The organism is Cereibacter azotoformans (genome assembly GCF_021391315.1).
Taxonomy (GTDB): domain Bacteria; phylum Pseudomonadota; class Alphaproteobacteria; order Rhodobacterales; family Rhodobacteraceae; genus Cereibacter_A; species Cereibacter_A azotoformans.
On sequence record NZ_CP090021.1, the window covers coordinates 1,473,537 to 1,494,497 of the forward strand.

The 20,961-nt window shown below is 71.4% G+C and carries 22 protein-coding genes; 8 read left to right on the forward strand and 14 right to left on the reverse strand.

All coding sequences use genetic code 11. The features are described 5' to 3' along the window. Positions 1-57: 57 nt before the first annotated feature. Positions 58-678 carry a tetratricopeptide repeat protein gene (locus tag LV780_RS07375; protein WP_011908646.1) on the reverse strand — a complete coding sequence of 207 codons (621 nt, stop codon included), beginning with the start codon at positions 676-678 and terminating at the stop codon, positions 58-60. After that, on the reverse strand, positions 675-1,070 hold the full coding sequence (locus LV780_RS07380) for a hypothetical protein (RefSeq protein WP_011908647.1): 396 nt from the start codon (positions 1,068-1,070) through the stop codon (positions 675-677). Before LV780_RS07380 ends, LV780_RS07375 begins: the two co-directional genes overlap by 4 nt. 180 nt (positions 1,071-1,250) lie before the next feature. Between LV780_RS07380 and LV780_RS07385 the strand changes: the two genes are divergently transcribed. Both LV780_RS07385 and LV780_RS07390 read left to right on the forward strand, forming a co-directional pair. Next, positions 1,251-1,754: a hypothetical protein gene (locus tag LV780_RS07385; protein ID WP_011908648.1), complete on the forward strand. Its 504-nt coding sequence runs from the start codon at positions 1,251-1,253 to the stop codon at positions 1,752-1,754. 50 nt (positions 1,755-1,804) lie between these two features. After that, positions 1,805-1,993 carry a hypothetical protein gene (locus LV780_RS07390; protein ID WP_044248074.1) on the forward strand — a complete coding sequence of 63 codons (189 nt, stop codon included), beginning with the start codon at positions 1,805-1,807 and terminating at the stop codon, positions 1,991-1,993. Positions 1,994-2,061: 68 nt separating this feature from the next. On the opposite strand, the gene LV780_RS07395 is transcribed toward LV780_RS07390, so the two are convergent. From LV780_RS07395 to LV780_RS07450, 12 genes are all read right to left on the reverse strand, one after another. Further along, positions 2,062-2,403 carry a hypothetical protein gene (locus tag LV780_RS07395; RefSeq protein WP_233863941.1) on the reverse strand — a complete coding sequence of 114 codons (342 nt, stop codon included), beginning with the start codon at positions 2,401-2,403 and terminating at the stop codon, positions 2,062-2,064. Next, a complete protein-coding gene (locus LV780_RS07400) occupies positions 2,400-2,789 on the reverse strand; it encodes a flagellar export chaperone FliS (protein WP_101341914.1) in 390 nt (129 codons plus the stop codon). The genes LV780_RS07395 and LV780_RS07400 overlap by 4 nt, the downstream gene beginning before the upstream one ends. 114 nt (positions 2,790-2,903) lie before the next feature. Beyond that, positions 2,904-3,500: a hypothetical protein gene (locus LV780_RS07405; protein WP_233863942.1), complete on the reverse strand. Its 597-nt coding sequence runs from the start codon at positions 3,498-3,500 to the stop codon at positions 2,904-2,906. 137 nt (positions 3,501-3,637) lie between these two features. Then, positions 3,638-6,817, reverse strand: coding sequence for an Hpt domain-containing protein (locus tag LV780_RS07410; RefSeq protein WP_108220237.1), 3,180 nt, complete (start codon positions 6,815-6,817; stop codon positions 3,638-3,640). Positions 6,818-6,845: 28 nt separating this feature from the next. After that, positions 6,846-7,250 carry a response regulator gene (locus tag LV780_RS07415; RefSeq protein ID WP_011908653.1) on the reverse strand — a complete coding sequence of 135 codons (405 nt, stop codon included), beginning with the start codon at positions 7,248-7,250 and terminating at the stop codon, positions 6,846-6,848. Positions 7,251-7,334: 84 nt separating this feature from the next. Further along, a complete protein-coding gene (locus LV780_RS07420) occupies positions 7,335-9,299 on the reverse strand; it encodes a methyl-accepting chemotaxis protein (protein WP_108220238.1) in 1,965 nt (654 codons plus the stop codon). Beyond that, entirely contained in the window at positions 9,296-10,033 is a 738-nt protein-coding gene (locus LV780_RS07425; RefSeq protein ID WP_181318450.1) for a ParA family protein, read from the reverse strand. Before LV780_RS07425 ends, LV780_RS07420 begins: the two co-directional genes overlap by 4 nt. Before the next feature lie 3 nt (positions 10,034-10,036). Then, positions 10,037-10,549: a chemotaxis protein CheW gene (locus tag LV780_RS07430; RefSeq protein WP_011908656.1), complete on the reverse strand. Its 513-nt coding sequence runs from the start codon at positions 10,547-10,549 to the stop codon at positions 10,037-10,039. Next, a complete protein-coding gene (locus tag LV780_RS07435) occupies positions 10,534-11,682 on the reverse strand; it encodes a protein-glutamate methylesterase/protein-glutamine glutaminase (RefSeq protein WP_101341911.1) in 1,149 nt (382 codons plus the stop codon). Before LV780_RS07435 ends, LV780_RS07430 begins: the two co-directional genes overlap by 16 nt. Further along, positions 11,682-12,491 carry a CheR family methyltransferase gene (locus LV780_RS07440; protein ID WP_011908658.1) on the reverse strand — a complete coding sequence of 270 codons (810 nt, stop codon included), beginning with the start codon at positions 12,489-12,491 and terminating at the stop codon, positions 11,682-11,684. Before LV780_RS07440 ends, LV780_RS07435 begins: the two co-directional genes overlap by 1 nt. Further along, positions 12,488-13,687, reverse strand: coding sequence for a chemotaxis protein CheA (locus LV780_RS07445; RefSeq protein ID WP_108220239.1), 1,200 nt, complete (start codon positions 13,685-13,687; stop codon positions 12,488-12,490). Before LV780_RS07445 ends, LV780_RS07440 begins: the two co-directional genes overlap by 4 nt. A gap of 185 nt (positions 13,688-13,872) precedes the next feature. Further along, the gene (locus LV780_RS07450; RefSeq protein WP_011908660.1) at positions 13,873-14,178 is read right to left on the reverse strand and encodes a hypothetical protein; all 306 of its coding nucleotides are present in this window, start codon (positions 14,176-14,178) and stop codon (positions 13,873-13,875) included. Between the two features lie 426 nt (positions 14,179-14,604). Here LV780_RS07450 and LV780_RS07455 point away from each other — a divergent pair, with 426 nt between their 5' ends. The 6 genes from LV780_RS07455 to LV780_RS07480 are packed head-to-tail and all read left to right on the forward strand — an operon-like array spanning position 14,605 to position 20,960. Then, complete coding sequence (locus LV780_RS07455) at positions 14,605-15,741, forward strand: sigma 54-interacting transcriptional regulator (RefSeq protein WP_117344973.1); 1,137 nt, start codon at positions 14,605-14,607, stop codon at positions 15,739-15,741. Positions 15,742-15,754: 13 nt separating this feature from the next. Further along, on the forward strand, positions 15,755-16,078 hold the full coding sequence (gene fliE, locus LV780_RS07460) for a flagellar hook-basal body complex protein FliE (protein ID WP_011908662.1): 324 nt from the start codon (positions 15,755-15,757) through the stop codon (positions 16,076-16,078). A 19-nt stretch (positions 16,079-16,097) separates the two neighbouring features. Further along, on the forward strand, positions 16,098-17,816 hold the full coding sequence (gene fliF, locus LV780_RS07465; protein ID WP_108220241.1) for a flagellar basal-body MS-ring/collar protein FliF: 1,719 nt from the start codon (positions 16,098-16,100) through the stop codon (positions 17,814-17,816). Position 17,817: 1 nt separating this feature from the next. Beyond that, positions 17,818-18,837: a flagellar motor switch protein FliG gene (gene fliG, locus LV780_RS07470; protein WP_011908664.1), complete on the forward strand. Its 1,020-nt coding sequence runs from the start codon at positions 17,818-17,820 to the stop codon at positions 18,835-18,837. 3 nt (positions 18,838-18,840) lie between these two features. Next, on the forward strand, positions 18,841-19,635 hold the full coding sequence (locus LV780_RS07475) for a FliH/SctL family protein (protein ID WP_108220242.1): 795 nt from the start codon (positions 18,841-18,843) through the stop codon (positions 19,633-19,635). Further along, complete coding sequence (locus LV780_RS07480; protein ID WP_108220243.1) at positions 19,632-20,960, forward strand: FliI/YscN family ATPase; 1,329 nt, start codon at positions 19,632-19,634, stop codon at positions 20,958-20,960. Before LV780_RS07475 ends, LV780_RS07480 begins: the two co-directional genes overlap by 4 nt. Position 20,961: the final 1 nt, after the last annotated feature.

Genomic DNA, 20,961 nt, shown 5'->3' on the forward strand with positions numbered 1-20,961 from the left:
GCGGGGGGACAGCCGGAAAAACCGCTGGTCCTGAAGTGGGACGCTCGTGCAGGATCCTCAGCCCGCCGCCGCGCAGGCAACGGCGGGCTTGCTGGCCGACCGGCACCAGTCGGCAAAGGCGCCCAAGGCCCCGTCCTGCACGGCGAACCGCTCCTTCTCGGGCACCTGCGCCAGGGCCGCGTCGCGCGCGGCCAGCGCCTCGGGCAGGCCGAGGGCCGCCGCGATCGCCAGCCACTCGTAGGCGCGCTTGGGATCGGGCTGGGACCGAAGCTGGAGGAGCACGCGCGCCAGCCCGAACATCGCGCTCGCTTCTCCGGCCGCCACGCGCGGCGCCAGCACCGCCTCGAGCCGGGCGGCGAGGGCGTCGCGCACCTCGGGCGGAAGACCGCCCTCGAGCCGCACCGAGAGATCCTCGGCCATCGCCACGCCGCCGAGCTTGGCCCGCCATGCCCAGTAAAGCGCCTCGCGCGGGTTCTGCGGAAGGCCGGCCCCCTCGGCGTAGATCAGCGCCAGATTGAACTGCGCCTCGGCATCCCCCGCCTCGGCCAGTTCCTTGAACAGGACAGCCGCGCGCCCGGCATCGCCCTGCCGGAAGGCCGCGACCGCCGCATCGAACGGATCGGCCGCGACCGGCAGCCCCACGGCAAGCAGCAGGCAGAGCGGGAGCGCCGTCCTCATTTTCCGGCCATCATCACCAGTTGCAGGTAGAGCATCCGCTGCCGGGGGCGCAGCGGCCCCTTCTGCTCATAGACGACCAGACGCGGCCGGGCGTTGCCCTCGGTCTCGAAGACGATGCTGATCGTCTCGGGCAGGAACACGCCGTAGGCCGCCAGCGTGGCCACGGGATCGACCGCGAACCGATCGCGGAACAGCGGGTCGATCCAGATCCGCGCCAGCGCCCGGCCCAGGATGTCGGGCAGGTAGCGTTCCACCTGCGCGCGGTTCTTCAGCCGGGTCTCGGTGCGCACGAGATCGAAGGCGTCGGTGTCGTCCCCCTCGCGTCCCGGCCGCGGCGCGGCGGGCAGCCGCTTGGCCAGCGGAGCGAGCACCTGCGGCAGGTTCAGTCTCATCCGTCTCCCTTTCCGGAACGGCGCACCCACCGGGCGCGCGCGCGGTCTTTGGTCCTGCAACGGCCGGCGCGCGCGGTTTCTTAGGCCGCGGCCCCCGACTTCCGCAGGGGGCCCCCTCCGTCGGAAGGGATGCCCCGCGGGGCGGGTCCGCGCTAGGATGGGCCCGAGCATCGGAGAGCCATGATCAACCCAGCCGCCCGCACCCCCGCCCCGGGACGCATCGCCTTCGCCACCGGGCTCGGCGGCGCGCTGTGCCTCTTTGCGCTCGGGCTGGGGATGCTGTTCGACCGTCCGTCGGTGCAGCTCGTGCCGCCCGCCGAAGAGGCGGAGATCCAGGGCCCGCGGCTGCCCGTGGGGGCCCTGACCTACATGCCGCTGCCCGACCCCATCCATGCCACGATCCGGGGCGGCCGTCGCCAGCTGACGCTGAAGCTGGCCTTCGCCGTCGAGGGCCAGCGGCTCGACCTGCTCGCCATGGCGGACATGTTGCGCAAGGACGTGCCGCTTCTGGTGCTGGACCTCACCGAGGCGCTGCGGGCCTGCGACGAGGCCGAACCCTCGATCGACGCCTTTCGGCGCGCGCTGCCCGAGGCGCTGCGTGCGGTGGCCAACGGGCGCTATGGCACCGAGGATCTGCCCGATCCGGTGTTCGAGGTGATGATCCCCCACTTCGTCCTCTACTGAACGGCACGAACCTTGCAGGCCGCTTCCGAAGACCAGTCCGGGAGAGTTCCATGCCGATCGAAGCCACTGTCCAGCCCCACGAGATTGCGCCGCTCGCGCCGGATCTGCCGTTCGAGACGATGATGATCGAAACGGTCTTCTTCGATGAGCGTGGCGAGGAAGCGCGTCGGCGCCGCCTGCCCCTGCAGGCGCTGCTGGGCCCGCTGCGCCACCGCCGTCGGGGCGTGTTCAGGGTCTGAGGCCCGCCAGCAGCACCCCTGTCGAACAAAGTCACACGCGGTCCGTGGACCCGGCGTGGCCGGCGGCGTCAGAACCGCCGCCCGCCGTCACCGTAGGCCAGCCGCAGCCGCTCGGTCTGCCGCGCATCGGCCTTGTCGCGCGCCCTGCGCGCCTCGAGCCACGCCTCTGCCGCCCGCACCGCGGACAAGGCCTCGACCAGCACCCCGAGAACCTGGCCGCTCGTCACGCCGGGCTGGCCCGGCACGGGCAGTTGCCCCGCCATCGCCCGCAGCTCGGCCTCGCGTGCGATCAGGGCGCCGATGTCGCCGCGCTCCATCGCGCCGCGCAGCGCACCCGCCATCGCGGCGATCCCGATGCAGAGCGCCTGCACGTCATCCCCCGGGCCGGGGGCCGGACCCGCCCCGGTCACGGGCGCCCCTGCGGGCCGATCTGCTCCCACGCGTCGAGGATAGTGCCGATGTGGCCCGCGGCCTCGCCCAGCTTCGCCCCGGCCTCGCGCCGGAAGGCGGCGGCCACCTGCGCGCGGCAGAACTCGTAGACCGAGAAGAGGTTGTCGGCGATCTCGCCGCCCTTCTCGAAATCGAGGCTGCTCTGAAGGATGTAGATCGCGGTCAGGGACCGGTTCAGATGTTGGTCGGGATAGGATCCACCCGCCTCCGACGCCGCGGCCAGCGCGCGCAGCGACCGCAGCAGCTCGCGCAGGGTGACCAGGATGATCTGGTGCGGGTCATCGACAACCTGGAAATCGACGGTCTCGGTACGCCGGTAACGGGCACGCGCATCTGCGAAAGTCATCCTCTGTCTCCTTCCGGGTTGCGGCGGGTTCGGAGGATTAAACGGCCGGTGCGAAACGCTTTTTAGGAGAGTCCGGCGGTATCTTTGCAGGCCCCGGCAGGTGACGGCCGCGCGTCAGGCGGCGCGGGCGAGAACCGTCTCGGCCAGCGGGTAACGAGGTGCGGCCGAGGGCCTTTGCGGCCGGCGGAACAGCGGTTCGGCCGGGGCGTCGGCATGAGAGCGCGCGGCAAGGGCGATGGCCTGTTCGCGGCGCAGCCGACGCAACTCGGCCAGCGTGGCGCGGACCTCGGCGGTCGATGCGCCGCGCCCGATGCGCAGGTCATGGAGGGGTGCTGCGATCCGGCCGCGGCTCCAGTCGAGCAGGATCACGACGAGCCGCGGATTGTCGAGCTTCATGCGCGCGACCTGCCGCCATTCGGCGGACTCGCATCCGGCCGCCGAGGGCCAGGAGACGACGACGGCATCGGGCCGGCGATCGGCCGCGAGCCTGCGGCCGTCGAGGGCGACGGTCTCGGGATGCGCCCCCATGTAGCGCAGGATGGCGGTCAGTCCGGGGCTGGCGGCATCGCCCAGCAGGCCCACCCGCAGCCCGTCCAGAAGCCGCGGACGGTCCGCCGCGGGAAGGGCGCGACGCAGGTTGGCCACGGCAGCGCCAAGGCCTCGAACGGCACGCGCGACAGAGGGGGTGTGGCCGTCGATGGTGCTGCGCATGGAATACCCCTTTCCAACTGGTGTTGCAGCAAACCTGCTCCACCCGGGCGCGCCGATCAACGCTGGCGCGGGCCCTCGATACGGATGCCCCCGCGCACCTTTCCTTGGGAAGGGGGACAACCATCCGTAGGGGTGGGTCAGACCGCTTCGGCCTGAGCCGGCTCGCAGATCCGATTGGCCGAAAGGACCATTCCCACGTCGCCGCCGGCCAGAAGCGCAAGCCCCGTCAGATGCGTCAGACGCGCCAGAACGCCCCTCAGCGGGCGGAGCAGCACGAGCTGCTGGCCCACCAGTTCATCCACCGGCACCGCCACCGACCGCGCCCCTGTCCCGAGGATCACGAAGACGCGGCGGCTGGCCGGCCAGGGACGATCACGCCGCCCCTCGGCCGGATGCCCGCGCAGCGCGTGGATCGCCACGATCTCGGTCTCGCTGATCCGCAGCACGCGCTGGCCGCCCGCGGCCGAGATGGTCATGGCGGCGCTCGGCTCGACCTGCAGGATGGTACGGATCGAGTCGACCGGCAGGACGTAGCGCACCCCGTCCACCCCCACGACCATCCCTTCCAGCACCACCATCGACAGCGGCAGCGCCAGATGGAAGCGCATGCCGCCCCCCGGAAGCGGCACCGCGCGGAAGCTGCCGTTCGAGCGGGCGATCCCCGCCGCAAGATCGGCGAGGGCCGGCGTGTCGGGCTGCGGCGCGCCGTCGTCCTGCAGCGTCACCATCACCCTCTCCTCATCGCGCCGCAGCGTGACATGGAGCGACGACGGCGCCCGCTCGGGACGTTCGAGGCGGATCGCGACCAGGCCCCGCAGCAGGCCCCGCAGCCGTTCCAGAAGCGCCAGATCGAGCGACAGCTCATCCCCGGCGGTGGTCAGGCAGGCTTCCCGGCGGTGGCGGCGGGCGAGCGTCTCGACAAAGGTCCGCAGCGGCCTGAGCACCGTGCTCGCGGGGCGCGCGCGCAGCGTGACCGTTTCCTCCTGAAGCGCGGCCAGCTGAGAGGTCAGCGCGGTGCCGGCCTGCGCGATCTCCTGCAGGCGGGCCGCGTGGGCATCGAGCAGCGCGCGCACGGCGGGCCGGGCGGCCCGCCAGTCGCCGCCCGCCTGCCGCATCAGCGCCTCCATCTCCTCGGCGAGGTCGTTCTCGGCAAGCTCGGCCAGCAGGTGATGCACCATCGCATGGCTGGCCGAGATCTCGCCGATGGTCTCGAGCATCTCGGGCGTGATCGTGGCGCCCTGCGCCAGCGGCGCATCGCCCGGCGCCTCGGTGACGGGCGCCTCGGCGGCCCCCGGCCGCAGCGCATGGGTCAGCGCCAGCCGGCGCCCCGACGGGTCCATCCGAACCAGGGCCTCGATCAGGTCGGGCTCGTCGAGGCGCGAGGAGATCAGGAAGTCGAACAGCGTCTCTGTGCCGCGGAAGACGGTGACGTTGGTGATCGAGCGGGCCTGATCGCCGCTCAACCACTCCAGGAAGGCTTCGGCGGTGCGGTCGTCGGTGTTGATGTCGGTGCGGATGATGTAGAACCGCTGGCCCTTCTCCATCTCTTCGGCCGCCGCGCGGACGCTCTCGGGCGACAGGACGCGGTGGAAGTCCGGCGGCAGGCCGAGGCGCCGCTCGACCGCGCCGGCCGTCATCAGCCCGTCCGTGACGAAGCAGACATTCGCCGCCTCTTCGAACAGACGGTCGAGCACCTCCATCGCCGGCTTCTCGCCCTGATCGAGCGCGTCGAACGCAAGTTCGATCGTCTCGATGAAGCCGCGGGCGATGTGGACGAGCATCGCATCCGGCGCCGCCCCCGTCGCATGGACCCGGCTGAAGAGGTCCACCAGCGACATGGCCAGCTGGGCCGCGGTGTCGAGCGCATAATGCTCGCAGGCGTGGTGGACGAGGCGCATGAGCCGGTCAAAGCGCCGGAAGGTCTCGTCGGTCGCGGCGGACCGCAGGCTGTTGAGCACCCCGTCGAGGGCCGCCAGCGTCTCGGCCGCGTGGCTGGCGCACCAGCTGCGCAGGATGCGGCGGGGGCTGACGCCCGCGGCCTCGGCCGCTTCGGGCATGACCGCCTCGACCGCCGACAACTCCTCGTAGAGCTTCAGTTCCGCGGCGCGGAAACCCTCGGCGCCCGTCGCCGAGCCGACGCCCTCGACCGCCTCGACGACGCGCACATAGCCATCGGCGCGGGCCGCCGTGCACAGCCTGTCGAGCACGGTCCTCAACTCGTCGGCGGCCGGGGTCTCTCCGGTCGAGATCCGCACGCCCAGATGGGTCACCTTCGCCAGCGGCTCGGCGATGGCCTCGAAGAAGGGACAATCACCGGGCGGCGGCGGAGGGGCGGCGGGCGGCGCGTCCATCAGCTCGTCCAGACGCAGGATGAGGGCCGACAGCCGCTCGAGATCGACATGTTCCGACAGGAAGGCCGCCAGCGCCTCCTCCCAGTCGTCAAGGCCCATCTGCCGGGCGGCGTGCTTCAGCCCGTCCGCCTCGGACCGGGCGGACGCGGCCGCCACGGCGGGATCGCTGCCGAACTGGGCCAGTTGCGCGCGGAAACGGGTCAGCGACCCGTGCGCCATGTCGCGAAAGATCGCGCGATAGGTCGGATCGTCGGCCAGTCGCGTGATGGCGCGGGCCGGCTCGGCCGGAACCGAAGCGGCCGGAGGCGAAGCAGCCGGAGGCGGGGCGGCCGGAGCCTCGGCCGCGACTGGCGGTGCCGACACCACGGGCTCCGGCTCCGGCTCGGCCTCCGTGTCATCGAGCAGCGCGAGGATGTCTGCGGTGGTCGGAACGGCAGCCGGGGCAGTGGGCGGGGGCGACATGTCCGCCGCCTCCCCCTGCCCTTCATCGCTGCCCGCTTCGGCGCTGGAGGGCGGGCCCGGCTCGGGCTCGGGCGCCGGTGCCTCGCCGCCCCCGCCCGTCTTGCAGCGGGCGATCTTGTCCCGGAGCTGGTCCATCAGCTCTTCCGAACCCGAGGGCGACACATCGGCCCGCGTGGCCGCCGTCTCCTCGAGCATGGTGCGCAGCACGTCCGAGGCGAAGAGAAGGATCTCGACGATCTCGGCGTCCATCGGCACGCCCTCGTCGCGGACGAGGCCGATCAGATCCTCGGAAAGGTGCGCCCGGCTCTCGACGACCGAGAGCCCCAGCACCCGCGAATTGCCCTTGAACGTGTGGACGGCGCGGAACAGCGGGCCCACATGCTCGCCCGGTTCCGCCCCCGCCTTCAGCGCCAGAAGGGAGGCCTCCATTGCATCAAGCGCCTGTGCGCCGTCATCGGCATACAGCGCCCAGATCTCGTCCATCTCGTCGAAATCGTCCGACATGGCCAGCCTCCCCCTTTCGCCGACCGCCTCAGGCGGCCATCAGCGTCCGCATCGTGCGGGCAAGCTCGTCGCCCGTCTTCTCCTCCAGATCGTGCGAGACCGTGCCCGAGGGCTTGGCCACCACGCCGTCGGCGCCCAGTTCGCGGGCGCGCGCCGCGTGCGGCGAGCCCGAGACGGCCACCGACGACAGCATGCAGATCTTGGCGCGGGTCTTCAGCTTGGCGTGGCGCAGGAACTCCATCCCGTCCATCACCGGCATCTCGATGTCGAGCAGGATCAGATCGACATTGGGCTGGGCGGCGAGCTTGTCGAGCGCCTCCTGCCCGTTGGCCGCCTGCGCCACCACCTTGAAGTCCGGCAGGGTCTTGATGAAGCTTGCGATGTAGAGCCGCATCATGGCGGCATCGTCCACGATCATGACATTGTAGGGCATGGGTCTCTCCGTGCTTGGCGACGCCGGACCGGAGGGTCCGGCGCAGGGATTGGCAATGCCGGACCGGGCGGGCCGGCGCGGATCTCAGAAGTCGGCGAAGCCGCGCTCGTCGCGGTCCGTCAGATGGGTGCCGTGGCCGTTGGTGCGGGCGGCCGGCGGGGCCGAGGCGGTGATCGGACGCGCGGAGGCCAGCCCCATCTGCGCCGCCACCATCTGCTGAAGCTGCGCCAGCATCTCGGGCGGCAGCGCCTCGAGCGAGGGCAGCGCCTGCACAAGCTCGCGCACCTTGCGCAGCTTGAAGCGGCCGATCTCGGTCCGCATCGCCTCGGTCGCGGCCTGCATCTGCGTGGCCGACGAGGCCAGCTCGTCCGCCTGCTGGCTGGTCGAGAGCGCCGACTTGGCCACCTCGCCGATCGCGCTCGAGATCTGGGCCACGTTGCGCGTCTGCTCGTCCGAAGCGCGCGAGATGTCCTGGACCAGCGCCTTCACCTTCTCGATATCGTCCACGATCGAGACGAACGAGCGCGAGGTCTCGGTGGCGATCCGCACGCCCGCCTGCACGCGGCTGCCGGCGTCCTCGATCAGCTCCGAGGTTTCGCGCGCGGCCTTGGCCGAGCGGCCGGCAAGGTTCCTCACCTCGTGCGCCACGACCGCAAAGCCCCGGCCGTGCTGGCCCGCGCGCGCCGCCTCGACAGCCGCGTTCAGCGCCAGAAGGTTGGTCTGGAAGGCGATCTCGTCGATGACCTTGATGATCTTGGCGATGCCCTGCGACGAGACGCGGATGCCCTCCATCGCCTGCACCATCTCGGTCACCTTCTCGCGGCCCTCGGCGGCGACGGTGGCCGCCCCCTCGACCAGAAGGCTCGCGGACCGGGCGGCGGCGGCGTTGGCCTTCACCTGGCTGTCGGTCTCTTCGGCCGAGGCCGAGACCTCATCGACCGAGGAGGACTGCACCGCCGAGTTGGTGGCCAGCGACTGCGAGGCCTGGCTCACCTGCATGACGGTCTGCGCCGTCTGCTCGAGCTGGACCGACAGCGAATGGAACACGCCGTTCAGGCTGGCGTAGGTCCGCTCGAACGAACGCACGATCTCGACGAAATCGCCCGAGAACTTCGACAGGTCCACCTCGCGGTCGAGCCGCCCTTCCACGATGCTGTCCGACAGCATGGCGACCTCGGCCGTCACCGCCTTCATGTTGGTGCGGAAGCGGTCGATCACCCGGTTGACCATGGCCCTCTTGCCGGGCCACTGGCGGATCGGGGCGTCGAAGTTGCCCTCGCCGATCGCCTCGAAGCAGCGGATCGCCTCCTCGATCGACTGGACCTGCGCATCGGCCATCTCGTTGAGCGCCTCGGCGACATGGCGAAGCTCGCCCGGATAGGCGGCCGCATCCATGCGCACATCCTCATCGCCGGCCACATGGGCGGCGGACATGCTGCGCACTTCGGCCATCAGGCGGTTGATCTGCGCATCCGACTCGGCCGCCGCCGAGGCCGCATGACGCAGGTTCGACCGCACCGCCTCGATCGCATCGTTGGCCCCGGACTTGGCCCCCGGAAAGCGCGAGACCGGCGCGTCGAGATCGCCCTCGCCCAGCCGGCGGAAACAGGTGAGCGCCTCGCCGATGGTGCCGATGTGGCTCTGCACCATCTCGTTGACGAGGCCCGCGACGGCGGCCAGCTCCTGCGGATAGGCGGACGGGTCCATGAAATGGTCGATGTCGCCCTGAACGTGGGCGGTGGCCATCTTCTTCATGTCCGCCAGCAGGCGCTGGACCGGCGCATGGTCGGTCGTGTCGGGGGAAGCGGCTTTGGCGTCTTGGGCGGCGGGCATGGTGTCGGTTCTTTTCGCGGGCGTGGTGGACCGGGCGGACCGGCGGTTCCGGGTGGGCTCCCCGGATGCGGAGGCGGGCGCAGCCGCCGGCTCGGGCGCGGCCGGTGCCTCGGGCGCTGCGGCGGCTTCCGGCGGGCCGGCCAGCCAGTCGAGCGGATCGTTGGTCAGCCGTTGTGTCGCGGCCGGCGCCGGGGCGGTTCTGGGGCGGCGTGTCATGTCCTGGTTCCCTTTCGTCTGGCGCCTCGGCCGCCCCGCATCAGCAGGCGGGCGAGCTCGGCATGGTCGGCAGCGCCCGTGCTGGCGGGCGCATGGGTGAAGATGGTCCGGCCGCGTCCGGGTGCCTCGGCCAGCTTGACCGAAGAGCGGATGGCGACCGGCAGGAAGCTCTCGCCGAACCGTTCGGCGAGGCGGGCGCGAACCTCACGGTGGACGGCAAGCCGGTCCGAGACGCGGGTGGCGAGCAGGCGCAGCCGGCTCCAGTCGAGGCCCGCCCCCTGCATGGTGCGCAGCAGCCGGTTGAGGCCCTGAAGTCCGAGGAAGTCCGGCTCGAGCGGGCAGATCACCAGATCCGAGCCGCGCATGAGATCGGCGATGGCCTCCGACCAGGTCGGCGGCGCATCCATCAGCACCCAGTCGAACGAGGCGCCAAGGCCCTCGGTCGGCACGCCCGCGCCGAGGGCGGCGAGCGGCTCGGCCGCGCCCGGCACGAGCCAGAGGCCGGCTTCGCCCGGTACCGGCAGCGGCTCTCCGGGACGGCCGGCGAGCCAGTCGGCCACCGTCCAGTCCGCACCTTCGGCCGGCAGACCGAGGCCCGCCGTCAGGTGCATCTGCGGGTCGAGGTCCACCAGCAGCACCCGCCCCGCCCCGGCGCGGGCCAGCGCCGCCCCGAGGTTCGCGGCCGTGGTGGTCTTGCCGACCCCGCCCTTCTGGTTGCAGATCATCACCCGCATGGGTCAGGCCACCAGATCCGCGGGCAGCGACAGATCGCCATCGGCCACCAAAACGTCCGCATCCAGAAGGATCGTCACCCGATCCCCCACCCGCGCCAGCCCCATGACCGGGCTGCGCCCGCCACGGCCGAACTGGCCCGGACGGTCGATCTGTGCCGGCGGAATGTCGAGCACCTCGCTCACCCCGTCCACGATCAGCCCCACCGGCGCCTCGGCCACGTCGAGCACGATGATCACCGTCCGCTCGTCATAGGCGCGCTCGGCCATGCCGAAGCGCAGCCGCACGTCGAGCAGCGGGATCACCTTGCCGCGCAGGTTGATGACGCCCTTGATCCAGACGGGCACGTCCGGCACGCCCATGATCCGCTGCATGCCGACGATCTCGGTCACGCCGCCGATGCCCACCCCGTATTCCTCGCCGCCAAGGGCGAAGGTGAGATACATGTCATCCACATTGTCCGTCTCCGAGAGCGGCTTGCCCTCGGCGCGGGCGGTGCGGGTCAGATCCTCGGCCATGTCGCCGTCTCCTCTCGTTCAGTCGTGAGCCGCGGCGCGCAAGCCGCGGTGGCGGGGCTGCGGGCCGCGGCCGCGCAGGCCAGCATCATGCGGGCGGGGATGTCGTCGAGCGTGACGATCTCGTCGGCGGCGTTCAGGTCGCGCGCTGCAAGGGGCATGCCGTAAACCACCGACGAGGCCTCGTCCTGAGCAAAGGTACGTCCCCCCGCCCTCCTTATGGCGAGGAGCCCCGCCGCGCCGTCGCGCCCCATCCCCGTCAGGAGCGCCGCCGAGACGGCCTGTCCGGCCACGCCCGCCACCGAGGTGAAGAGCCGATCGACCGAGGGCCGCGAGTAGCAGACCGGATCGCCCGGAACGAGCCGGACCCGATAGCCCCGGTCGGCCCGCTCGAGCTCCATGTGCCGCAGGCCACCCGGCGCGATGAGCACGAGGCCCGGCAGCACAAGGTCGCCGTCGGCGGCCTCGCGCACCCGCATCCGGCAGATCGCGTCGAGCCTGCGGGCGAAGGGCGCGGTGAAGCCCATCGGCATGTGCTGCACGATGACCACCCCCGGCGAGCGGGCCGGAAAGAAGGGCAGGATGCGGCTCAGCGCCTGAACCCCGCCGGTCGAGGCGCCGATCACATGGATCCAGTCGTCCGACGCCTCGGGCGGCATCGAGGGCGGCACCGCGCCCGAAGGCAGCGTCGGGCGCGCACGGGCCGCCGCCCAGACCCGCGCACAGATGTCGCGCATGATCGAGGGCAGCCCCTCGCCCACCCCCAGCGAGGGTTTCGATATGATGTCCACCGCGCCGGCCTCCATCGCCCGCATGACGACCTCGCCGCTGGCGCGGGTGAGCGACGAGATCACGACGGTCGGCACCGGCGCATCGGCCATGTAGCTTCTGAGGAAGGTCAGCCCGTCCATCTGCGGCATCTCGAGATCGAGCGTCACCACATCGGGTTTCAGCTCGGCCATCCGCTCGCGCGCGGCGGCGGCGCTCGAAGCCGTGCCCACCACCTCGAGCCGCGGATCGGTCGCGAGGCCCTGCGACAGGACCTGGCGCACCATGGCGGAATCATCCACGATCAGCACGCGGGTCGCGCCCTCGCGTTCCCTGACCGGCACTGCGCCCCAGCCCCGCTCGCGCATCAGCGGGCCTCCTTCTGGTGCAGCCCGCCGCCGATCGAACGCCAGCCGCTGTCATGGTCGCGCAGGCTCTCGGTGACGCTCGTCACCAGCCAGCCGCCGGGCTCGGTGGCGTCATGCAGGGCGCGCAGCGTCTCGGCCTGGTCGGCACGGTCGAAATAGTAGAGGACGTTGCGGCAGAAGATGGCCTGAAAGGGCTTGCGGAACGGAAAGGGCCGGGTCTTGAGGTTCATGCGCCGGAAGACGCAGGCCGCGGCCAGCTCGGGCGCCACCCGGAAGGTGTCGTTGCCCAGCGGCACGAACCAGCGCCGCAGGACGGCGTCGGGCACCTGCTCGAGATGGCGGCGGCGGTAGATCCCCTGCTCGGCCTGCTCGACCATGGGCGCGCTGATGTCGGTCCCGAGGATCTGCGTCCGCGCGAGGCCCTCGGGCCCCAGCGTCTCGGCGATCATCATGGCGATCGTATAGACCTCGTCGCCGCTCGAGCAGGCCGCACTCCAGATGCGGATCTCGTCGCGCCGCGCAAGGACGGGCAGCACCATCGCCCGGAAGGCGTCGAGCACGTCGGGCTCGCGGCAGAAGTAGGTGTGGTTGGTCGAGGCGGCGTGCATGACCGCCAGTTCCAGATCGTGCGACCCGGCGGCGTTCAGCCGGATGGCCAGATCGGCGAGGCTGCCGAGGTCATAGGCCCGGCGCACCCGCGACAGGCGCTGGCGCAGCATCTCTCCCTTGTGCTCGGGATAGGCGATGCCGCAGCGCCGGCTGAGCCAGATGCGGATCGCCTCGTATCCCGCTTCCTCGCGGATGGTCATGCGCCACCTCCGCCCGCAAGGCGGTTGCCGTCGAGCACGAGCGCGACCTCTCCGGTTCCCAGAAGCGCGCAGCCCCAGCTTGCCCGCACCCGCGCGAGGCGCCCCGTCAGGGGCTTCATCACCACCTGCTGACGGTCGAGGACCTCGTCCACCGGCACGGCGATCGCGCCGGAGGCGGTGCCGACCACGGCCAGCACCTGCGACGAGAGCGGCGGCAATCCGGCCGTCGGTTCGTCGTAGAACTTCTCGAGCCGGCAGACCGGGATCCAGCGGCCGCGCAGCCGCAGCATCTCGGAGCCGCCGGCCGCCCCCACGCCCATCACGTCGGCGGGGGCGGGCTGGACGATCTCGGAGACCACGTCGATCGGCAGGGCATAGAGCCGCTGGCCGAGGCGCAGGATGATGCAATCGAGGAAGGCGAGCGAGACGGGGATATGGAGCGACACCTCGCTGCCCGCCCCGGCGGCGCTCTCCACCCCGATCCGGCCGCGCAGCGCGGTCATGGTCGTGTTCAGCACATCCATGCCGACGCCGCGCCCCGAGAGGTTCGTCACCGCCTCTGCGGTCGAGAAGCCCGGCTGGAAGATCACCTTCCAGAGCACCGAAGGCTCGGGCTCCTCGTCGGGTCCGAAGAGGCCGCGCTCGCGCGCCCGCTTCAGGATCTTGTCGCGCGAGAGGCCGCGGCCGTCGTCGGCCACGGTGATCCGCACTTCCGAGCCGACCTGCGCGGCCGACAGGGTGATGCGCCCGGTCTCGGGCTTGCCCGCCGCCAGCCGCTCGGCGGGCGACTCGAGCCCGTGATCGGCCGAGTTGCGCACCACATGCAGCAGCGGATCGTAGAGCTGGTCGGCCACGAGCTTGTCGATCGCCGTCTCTTCGCCCTCGAGCACCATCTCGATCTTCTTGCCGGTCTGGCGCTCCAGCTCGCGGACCATGCGGCGCAGGCGCTTGAACACCTCCTCGACCGGGACGAGCCGAAGCTCGGTCGCCGCGTCCTGAACCTCGCGCACGATCATGGTCAGCCGGTGCACGGCCGCATCGAAGGAGGTCAGCTCGAGCCCCGCCAGATCGGGCGAATGGACCGTCTCGGCCACCGACAGCGACAGCTCCCCCACAAGATCCATCAGACGGCTGATCTTGTCGGAGGACACCCGCATCAGCCCGCCATCGGCGCCGGTCTCGGTCATCGCGCTCATGCGGGCATCCCCGCGTGGCGGGCCACGTCGGTCGGATCCTGCAGGCACGGCGCACCGGCCGGTCCGGGCACGGACGGCCGGATGGCGAAACCCGCCCCTCCGGTCCGGAGACGGCCGGGCCTGCGGGCCTGACGAGGAGGTGAGACGGGCGGGCACATGTCTGGGAAATGCCTTGCGGACCGCCGTCAGGCGGCCTCTTCGTTCCGGTCGAAGTTGAAGATGCAGACGCCGTCGAAGCCCGTGGACTTGAACAGGAAGGTCTTCTTCATCGTGTCGAGGAAGCCGCCGTGCTTCTTCTCGAAATTCTTGAGCTCGCCGATCGCCGGGAAGAAGACATTGATCGAAACATCCCCCTCCTTCGAGATCAGGACGTTCAGCCCGCTCAGGTTGCAGGTGGGGATGGCGTTGCCGAGGGCTTCGATCACGAAGGGGACGGCGATCTGCGCGGCATCCAGGCTGGGAAATTTCAGGTGGTAGGTCTTGGACAACATGACGCTTGGGGCCCCGCAATCTTTGTTCCGTTCGACGGGAAACGACCGGGTGGCCCGAAATGTGAGATGCCGGACGGATGGAACGGATACATCCCTTCGTATGGGATGGCGCGCCCGGATGTGGCCGAAGGAGGAAGCGCACCGGCGGAAGTCGGGGCTTCGTCCGGTTGCATGCCCACCCGCGAGCCGAAAGTGCTGTCGGAAAAGCGCGCGCTGTCCGCGCCTTGGCTCCATCCGACGGGCGGCCGACGGCCCGGGGGCGTCCAACATCCGACAACGTCCGCCGCAGCCATCCGGTTCCGAGCTCCATCGGCCTTATCCGCGGCCGTTTTAGAGGGCGGCGAAAATTTTTCCGGCGCCGAGCGCGCAGGTGGCACGATTTCTGCCTCTTCATCCGCGACAGGCAAGAAACGTCGAGGAGCAGAAATGGCCGCCATCCAGATCATCGGAACCGACTTCGCCGCCGCCCACGCGCTGGAGGGGCTGCTCGCGCGTCGCCGTGTCCGCCTGCAGGCCGGGACGGGCGGGCCGGTGGCGGTGCTGGCCTGCTCGGCGCGCCACGAGGCCGCCTCGGGCGGTGCGCCGGGCATCACCGCGCTGGCACGCGCCGCCGGCGCCCGGGCGGTGGTGATCGTCGAGGAAGGCGCGGACGCGCTGGCCATCTCCGGCGAGATGGGCGGCCGGCTGCTGCGCGTGGCGCTGCCGCGAGCCTCCGGCCAGCCGGCGCACCGGGACGCGGCGCTTCTGATGCTGGCCGACGTGCTCGCCTCGCAGGTGTCGGCCATGGTGGCGGCGGATGCGGCCACCGGGGCGCTGATCGACCTCGCGGCGCGCGTGGCCCGCACCGATGTCACCGTCTTCATCAACGGGCCGACCGGCTCGGGCAAGGAAGTGCTCGCGCGCAAGGTGCATGAGGCCAGCCGCCGGGCCGCCGCCCCCTTCATCGCGATCAACTGCGCGGCCATCCCCGAAAACATGCTGGAGGCCATCCTCTTCGGCCACGAGAAGGGCGCCTTCACCGGCGCCTCGGGCGCCAACAAGGGCATCATCCGCGCGGCCGAGAGCGGCACGCTCCTGCTCGACGAAGTGTCGGAAATGCCGATGGGCCTGCAGTCCAAGCTTCTGCGTGTGCTGCAGGAGCGGCGCGTCACGCCCCTTGGCAGCCAGACCGAGGTGCCCGTGGACGTGCGCATCATCGCCACCTCGAACCGCAACATGCCCGAAGAGGTCCGCGCCCGCCGCTTCCGCGAGGACCTGTGGTACCGGCTGAACGTCTTCCCGCTGACGACGAAGCCCCTTTGCGAGCGCGAGGACGACATTCCCGCGCTTGCCGTCTCGCTTCTGCGCCGCCATTGCCCCGCCGACGTGGCGCTGCCGCTGGTGACGCCCGAGGCGATGGAGGTGCTGCTGGCCCACGACTGGCCCGGCAACGTGCGCGAGCTGGAGAACGTGATCCAGCGCGCGCTGGTGCTGCACGAGGACAGCCGGATCACCGCGGCCGACATCGTGATCGACGCCGTGCCGCAGCTGCCGGTGCGCGCGCTGCATCTCGCCGCGGTCTGACGGAGCGCGGCCCATGAGCATCAACGGCATCTCCGGCGCCTCGCCGCTGGTGGCGCTTCAGGGCCCCTCGGCGAGCCAGCGGCCCGAGCCTGTCTCATCCACCGACCGCGCGCAGGCCCCGGCCTTCAGCGAGCGGCTGGGCAGCGCCCTCGAGGGGCTCGCCAAGTCGCAGACCGAGGCGGCCGAGAAGGCCTCGGCCTTCGAGCGCGGCGAGGGCGGCAACCTGGCCGAGGTGATGGTCTCGCAGCAGGTTTCCTCGCTCGGGTTCCAGCTGGCGCTGAACGTGCGGAACAAGGCGCTCGGCGCCTACCGCGACATCATGAACATGCCGGTCTGAGATCCGGGGAAAGCGACCGATGGCCCTCTCTCCCACCCCTCCCGCGGTGCGCGGCGCCGACAGCCCGCTGGCGCTCCAGATGCGCGGCATGGTCTCGCAACTGCGCCAGTTCGGCGACCAGCCGGGGCTGCGCCGCGCCATGCCCGCCATCGTGATCCTCAGCGTCACGGTGCTGGCCCTCGCCGGCTGGATCCTGATGCGCGAGCCCTCGCGGGTCACGCTTTATCCCGGCCTGCCCGAAGCCGAGAAGGCCCGCGTGATCGACACGCTGACGGGGGGCGGGATCGCGGCCGTCATCGACGAGCGCACCGGCGAGGTGGCCGTGCCCGGCGGCGACTACCACCGCGCGCGGATGCTGCTGGCCGCGCAGGGGCTGCCGCAGGGCCTGCCCGACGGCAACGCCATGCTGAGCGACCTGCCGATGGGCACCTCGAAATCGGTCGAGACCGCGCGGCTGCGGCAGGCGCAGGAACTCGACCTTGCGCGCTCCATCACCGAGATCTCGGCGGTTTCGGCGGCACGGGTGCATCTGGCGCTGCCCGAACGGTCGGCCTTCCTGCGCGACAGCCAGCCGCCGCGCGCCAGCGTCTTCCTGCAGGTGGCGCCGGGGCGCGCCCTCGACGGCGCGCAGGTCGAGGCGATCGTGAACCTCGTCTCCTCCTCGGTGCCGGGGATGGCGCGGCAGGATGTGACGGTGGTGGACCAGATGGGCCGCCTGCTGTCGCGCGGCTCGGACGATCCGGCGGTGCTGCTCAATGACCGCCAGCTCCAGCACCGCGTCCAGATGGAGACGCTCTACCGCAACCGGATCGAGAGCCTTTTGTCGCCGATCACCGGCCCGGGCAACCTTGCGGTCCAGGTCACGATCGACATGGACTTCACCCGTCAGGAGATCCGCGAGGAGCAGGTCGATCCCGACCGGACCGCGATCCTGTCCGAGCAGAGCCAGGTCGAGGAAAGCGCCGATCCGCAGGCCCGCGGCATCCCGGGCGCCGTCGCCAACGCGCCGCCCCCCGAGGCCGCCCTGGCCGAAGGCGCGCCGCCCACCGAGGCGGGAGCGGCCCCGCCGGCCCTGCGGTCGCGCTCGCAGAACTCGACCCGCAACTTCGAGATCAGCCGGAAGGTCGAGACCACGCTGCCCGCCACCGCCCGCATCGCCCGCGTCAGCGCCGCCGTGGTGATCCGTGCCCAGCCGCAGCCCGCCCCGGCCGACCCCGAGGCGCCTCCGCCGCCGCTCCTGCCCGAGGCGCTGCAGGCCGATCTCGACCGGCTGACCCGCTCGGCCATCGGCTTCGACGAGACCCGCGGCGACGTGGTCACGATCACCGCCCAGCCCTTCCTCGACACGATCATGCCCGAGCCGCCGGGCTGGACCTCGCAGCCCTGGGTGGCCGATCTGGCCCGTCAGGCCTTCCTGCTGGCAGCCCTGGCCGTGGTGGCGCTGGGTGTCGTGCGGCCCATCCTGAACCGCGTCCTGCTGCCCGCCCCCGCCGCGGCCGGCGCGCTGCCGCTCTCGCCCGGAGAGGCCGCCGTCGAGGTGGGCGAAGGCGAGACGCTGGACGATGTGCGCGCCCGTCTCAAGGCCCGGCAGGGCGCGCTCACGAAGAACATGCTCGACGCGGCGCGCAGCCACGAAGAGCAGATCCTCGTGATCCGCAAGCTGGTCGAGGAGGACTCGGGGCGCATCGCCACGACCTTCCGCCAGATGATCGCCTCCGAGCTTGATACCGTGAACTGAGATGTCGAAAGCCGCCGATCACTTCAAGACGCTCTCGGGAACGCAGAAGGCCGCGATCCTGCTCATGCTCTTCGGCGAGACCACCGCCGCGCAGATCATGCGCAACCTCTCGCCGCGCGAGGTGCAGCATCTGGGCGCCGCCATGTACACGGTCCGCGGGGTGGATCAGGACACGCTGAGCCTCGTGCTCGACGATTTCCTCGAGACGCTCCGGCTGCAGACGGGTCTGGGCTTCGGCGCGGCGGGCTATATCCGCAACGTCCTGTCGGCGGCTTTCGGAGAGGACAAGGCCGAGACGGTCATCAGCCGCATCGGCCAGTCCGCCTCCGAGCGGCCGCTCGAGATCCTCGACTGGATGGATGCGCCCTCGATCGCCGAGCTGCTGGTGGACGAGCACCCTCAGATCATGGCGCTGACGGTGGCCTGCCTCGATCACGCGCTGGCCGCCCAGGTGCTGGCCCTCCTGCCCGAGGAGATCCAGCCCGAGGTGGTCCAGCGCATCGCCTCGCTCAACACGGTGCAGCCCGAGGCGCTGGCCGATCTCCAGCAGGTCATGCAGCGCAAGTTCAAGGCCTCGACCACGATGCGCGCGAGCCAGATCGGCGGCGTGAAGGCCGCGGCCAAGATCATGAACTTCACCCGCACGGCGACCGAAGCCCGGATCCTCAAGGACATCCGCAAGGACGACAAGGATCTGATGCAGGCGATCCAGGACAACATGTTCGTCTTCGACAACCTCATCAAGTCCGACGAACGCTCGCTTCAGACGCTGATGCGGTCGGTGGACAACGAGACGCTGGTGCTGGCGCTGAAGGGCGCGGACGAGATGCTGCGGGCCAAGATCCTCGGCTGCATGTCCACCCGCGCGGCGGCCAATGTGCGCGACGAGATGGAGGCGATGGGGCCGGTGCGGCTGACGGACGTCCAGGCCGCGCAAAAGCAGATCATCGCGGTGGCGCGGCAGCTGTCGGACGAGGGCACGATCGTGCTCGCGGGGCGCGGCGGCGAGCAGATGGTGTAAGGCATGAACGCGCGGACGCCCATGGGACCCGAGGATGTGCTGGCGCTGATCCGCGAGTCGAACGCGCGCGGATTTGGCCGCTCGGCGGTGCCGGTGCGCGCGCCGGCCGAACCGTTCCGCCCCACGCCCCTTGCGGGGCTGGTGCGCGACGTGGCCCCCGAAGGGGCCGCCCTGCCGGTGCTGGAACCGGAACCGCCGGCGCCGCCCGCCCCCGCCCTGCCCGATCCTGTGCCGCCCGATCCCGCGCTCCTCGAGGCCGCCCGCGCCGAGGGTCGCCGCGAGGGCCATGCGGAGGGTCTGGCCGAGGGCCGTGCGGCGGGCCGTGCCGAGGCCGAGGCCGCGCTCGGCGCCGCACGCGACACGTTCCTGCAACTCGCCGCCCGGCTGTCGGCGCCCACCCCCGCCGATACGGCGCGGCTTGCCCAGCTGATCGAGGGCGCGGTCCGGGCCCTGGCGAGCCAGCGTGCGGGCCTCGCCATCGACGCCCACCCCGAGGCCTTCGCCGCCCGGATCGAGACGCTGGCCGACCGGGTGGCGCATGGCCTGCGCGAGGTGACGCTGCGGCTCAATGCCGAGGATCTGCGCGCCGTAGCCCCGCATCTCGAGGCCGGAGGGATCTGTCCGCCGGCGCGGATCACGGCCGATCCGAGGCTGGCCCGCGGCGATCTGGAGGTGCGCGCCGAGGGGATCGTGCTCGCCGACCTGATCGGAGTCGCGCCTCTGGCCGCCGCCCCCGGCCGCGATCCGGAGACCGCGCCCGCCGACGCCATCGGCGCTTCGGCCGCGGCGGCCTCATGAACGCGCTGATCGACAGCCTCGCCCATCATCTCGCGCATCTGCCGCAGCGGCAGGCGCCGGAGGTGACGGGGCGCGTCTCGCGCTACGACGGTCTCCTTCTCGAATGTGCGGGTTTTCCGGCCAGCCCCGGCGCGCTCTGCCGCGTCGCCACCGAGGACGGCTCCGAGGTCCAGGGCGAGGTGATCGGCTTTGCCAAGGGCAGCAACCTGCTGTTTCTCGACCATACGCGCGCCCCGGTGATCGCGGGCGCGCGCGTCCGTCTGGTGCCGGGCGGCCAGATGGCGGCGGTGGGGCCGGAACTCCTAGGGCGCGTGATCGACGCCGAGGGCGCGCCGCTCGACGGTCTGCCCCCGCCGGACTGTTCGGCGGAATGGCCGCTCGCGGGGCGGACGATGAACCCGCTGGCGCGAACGCCCGTCAGCCGTCCGCTCGACGTCGGCGTGCGCGCGATCAACGCGGCGCTGACGGTGGGTCAGGGCCAGCGCATCGGCATCGTGGCGGGCTCGGGCGTGGGCAAGTCGGTGCTGATCGAGATGATGACGCGCTACACCGCGGCCGATGTCATCGTCGTGGGCCTCATCGGCGAGCGCGCGCGGGAGGTGGGCGCCTTCGCGGCCTCGGTCATGCAGGGTGAGGCGGCGCGCAAGCTCTGCATGGTGGCCGTGCCCGCCGACCGCTCGCCGCTGCTGCGCCTGCGCGCCGCCCGACGCGCCACCGCCATCGCCGAACATTTCCGCGCGCAGGGCAAGCAGGTCCTGCTGATCATGGACAGCCTGACGCGCGTGGCCCATGCGCAGCGCGAGGTGGGCCTTGCGCTCGGCGAGCAGCCGACCGCCAAGGGCTACCCCCCGTCCGTCGTCTCGATGATCCCGGGCCTGATCGAGCGCACCGGGCCCGGTCTGCCCGGCGAGGGTGCGATCACCGCGATCTACACCGTGCTGGCCGACGGCGACGACACGACGAACGATCCGGTCGTCGATACCGCCCGCGCCATTCTCGACGGCCATTTCGTCCTGTCGCGGCGGCAGACGCAGATGGGGCTCTATCCCGCCATCGACATCCCCCATTCGGTCAGCCGCACCATGAACGACGTGGTGGATGAGCGTCACCGCAAGGCCGCCGCGCGGCTGAGGCAGCTGATCTCGCTCTACACCGACAACCGGGACCTGATGCTGATGGGCGGCTACGCGCCGGGGCAGGACGCCGACCTCGACCAGGCGGTGCAGCTCTGGCCGAAGATCCGGGCGCTGATCGGCCAGGGCCCGCACGAGCCATCGGATTTCGAAGCCAGCCGCACGGCGCTGCTGGATCTGACAGGGATGTGAC

Bases quoted from the DNA above. Each gene is read 5' to 3' on its own strand.
- fliG (WP_011908664.1), top strand. From the start codon at position 17,818: ATGTCGAAAGCCGCCGATCACTTCAAGACGCTCTCGGGAACGCAGAAG.
- LV780_RS07430 (WP_011908656.1), bottom strand. From the start codon at position 10,549: ATGGCCGAGGATCTGACCCGCACCGCCCGCGCCGAGGGCAAGCCGCTC.
- LV780_RS07375 (WP_011908646.1), bottom strand. From the start codon at position 678: ATGAGGACGGCGCTCCCGCTCTGCCTGCTGCTTGCCGTGGGGCTGCCG.
- LV780_RS07435 (WP_101341911.1), bottom strand. From the start codon at position 11,682: ATGCGCGAGCGGGGCTGGGGCGCAGTGCCGGTCAGGGAACGCGAGGGC.
- LV780_RS07445 (WP_108220239.1), bottom strand. From the start codon at position 13,687: ATGAGCGCGATGACCGAGACCGGCGCCGATGGCGGGCTGATGCGGGTG.
- LV780_RS07420 (WP_108220238.1), bottom strand. From the start codon at position 9,299: ATGACACGCCGCCCCAGAACCGCCCCGGCGCCGGCCGCGACACAACGG.
- LV780_RS07455 (WP_117344973.1), top strand. From the start codon at position 14,605: ATGGCCGCCATCCAGATCATCGGAACCGACTTCGCCGCCGCCCACGCG.
- LV780_RS07440 (WP_011908658.1), bottom strand. From the start codon at position 12,491: ATGACCATCCGCGAGGAAGCGGGATACGAGGCGATCCGCATCTGGCTC.
- LV780_RS07415 (WP_011908653.1), bottom strand. From the start codon at position 7,250: ATGCCCTACAATGTCATGATCGTGGACGATGCCGCCATGATGCGGCTC.
- LV780_RS07400 (WP_101341914.1), bottom strand. From the start codon at position 2,789: ATGACTTTCGCAGATGCGCGTGCCCGTTACCGGCGTACCGAGACCGTC.
- fliF (WP_108220241.1), top strand. From the start codon at position 16,098: ATGGCCCTCTCTCCCACCCCTCCCGCGGTGCGCGGCGCCGACAGCCCG.
- fliE (WP_011908662.1), top strand. From the start codon at position 15,755: ATGAGCATCAACGGCATCTCCGGCGCCTCGCCGCTGGTGGCGCTTCAG.
- LV780_RS07450 (WP_011908660.1), bottom strand. From the start codon at position 14,178: ATGTTGTCCAAGACCTACCACCTGAAATTTCCCAGCCTGGATGCCGCG.
- LV780_RS07385 (WP_011908648.1), top strand. From the start codon at position 1,251: ATGATCAACCCAGCCGCCCGCACCCCCGCCCCGGGACGCATCGCCTTC.
- LV780_RS07475 (WP_108220242.1), top strand. From the start codon at position 18,841: ATGAACGCGCGGACGCCCATGGGACCCGAGGATGTGCTGGCGCTGATC.
- LV780_RS07390 (WP_044248074.1), top strand. From the start codon at position 1,805: ATGCCGATCGAAGCCACTGTCCAGCCCCACGAGATTGCGCCGCTCGCG.
- LV780_RS07410 (WP_108220237.1), bottom strand. From the start codon at position 6,817: ATGTCGGACGATTTCGACGAGATGGACGAGATCTGGGCGCTGTATGCC.
- LV780_RS07425 (WP_181318450.1), bottom strand. From the start codon at position 10,033: ATGCGGGTGATGATCTGCAACCAGAAGGGCGGGGTCGGCAAGACCACC.
- LV780_RS07405 (WP_233863942.1), bottom strand. From the start codon at position 3,500: ATGCGCAGCACCATCGACGGCCACACCCCCTCTGTCGCGCGTGCCGTT.
- LV780_RS07380 (WP_011908647.1), bottom strand. From the start codon at position 1,070: ATGAGACTGAACCTGCCGCAGGTGCTCGCTCCGCTGGCCAAGCGGCTG.
- LV780_RS07480 (WP_108220243.1), top strand. From the start codon at position 19,632: ATGAACGCGCTGATCGACAGCCTCGCCCATCATCTCGCGCATCTGCCG.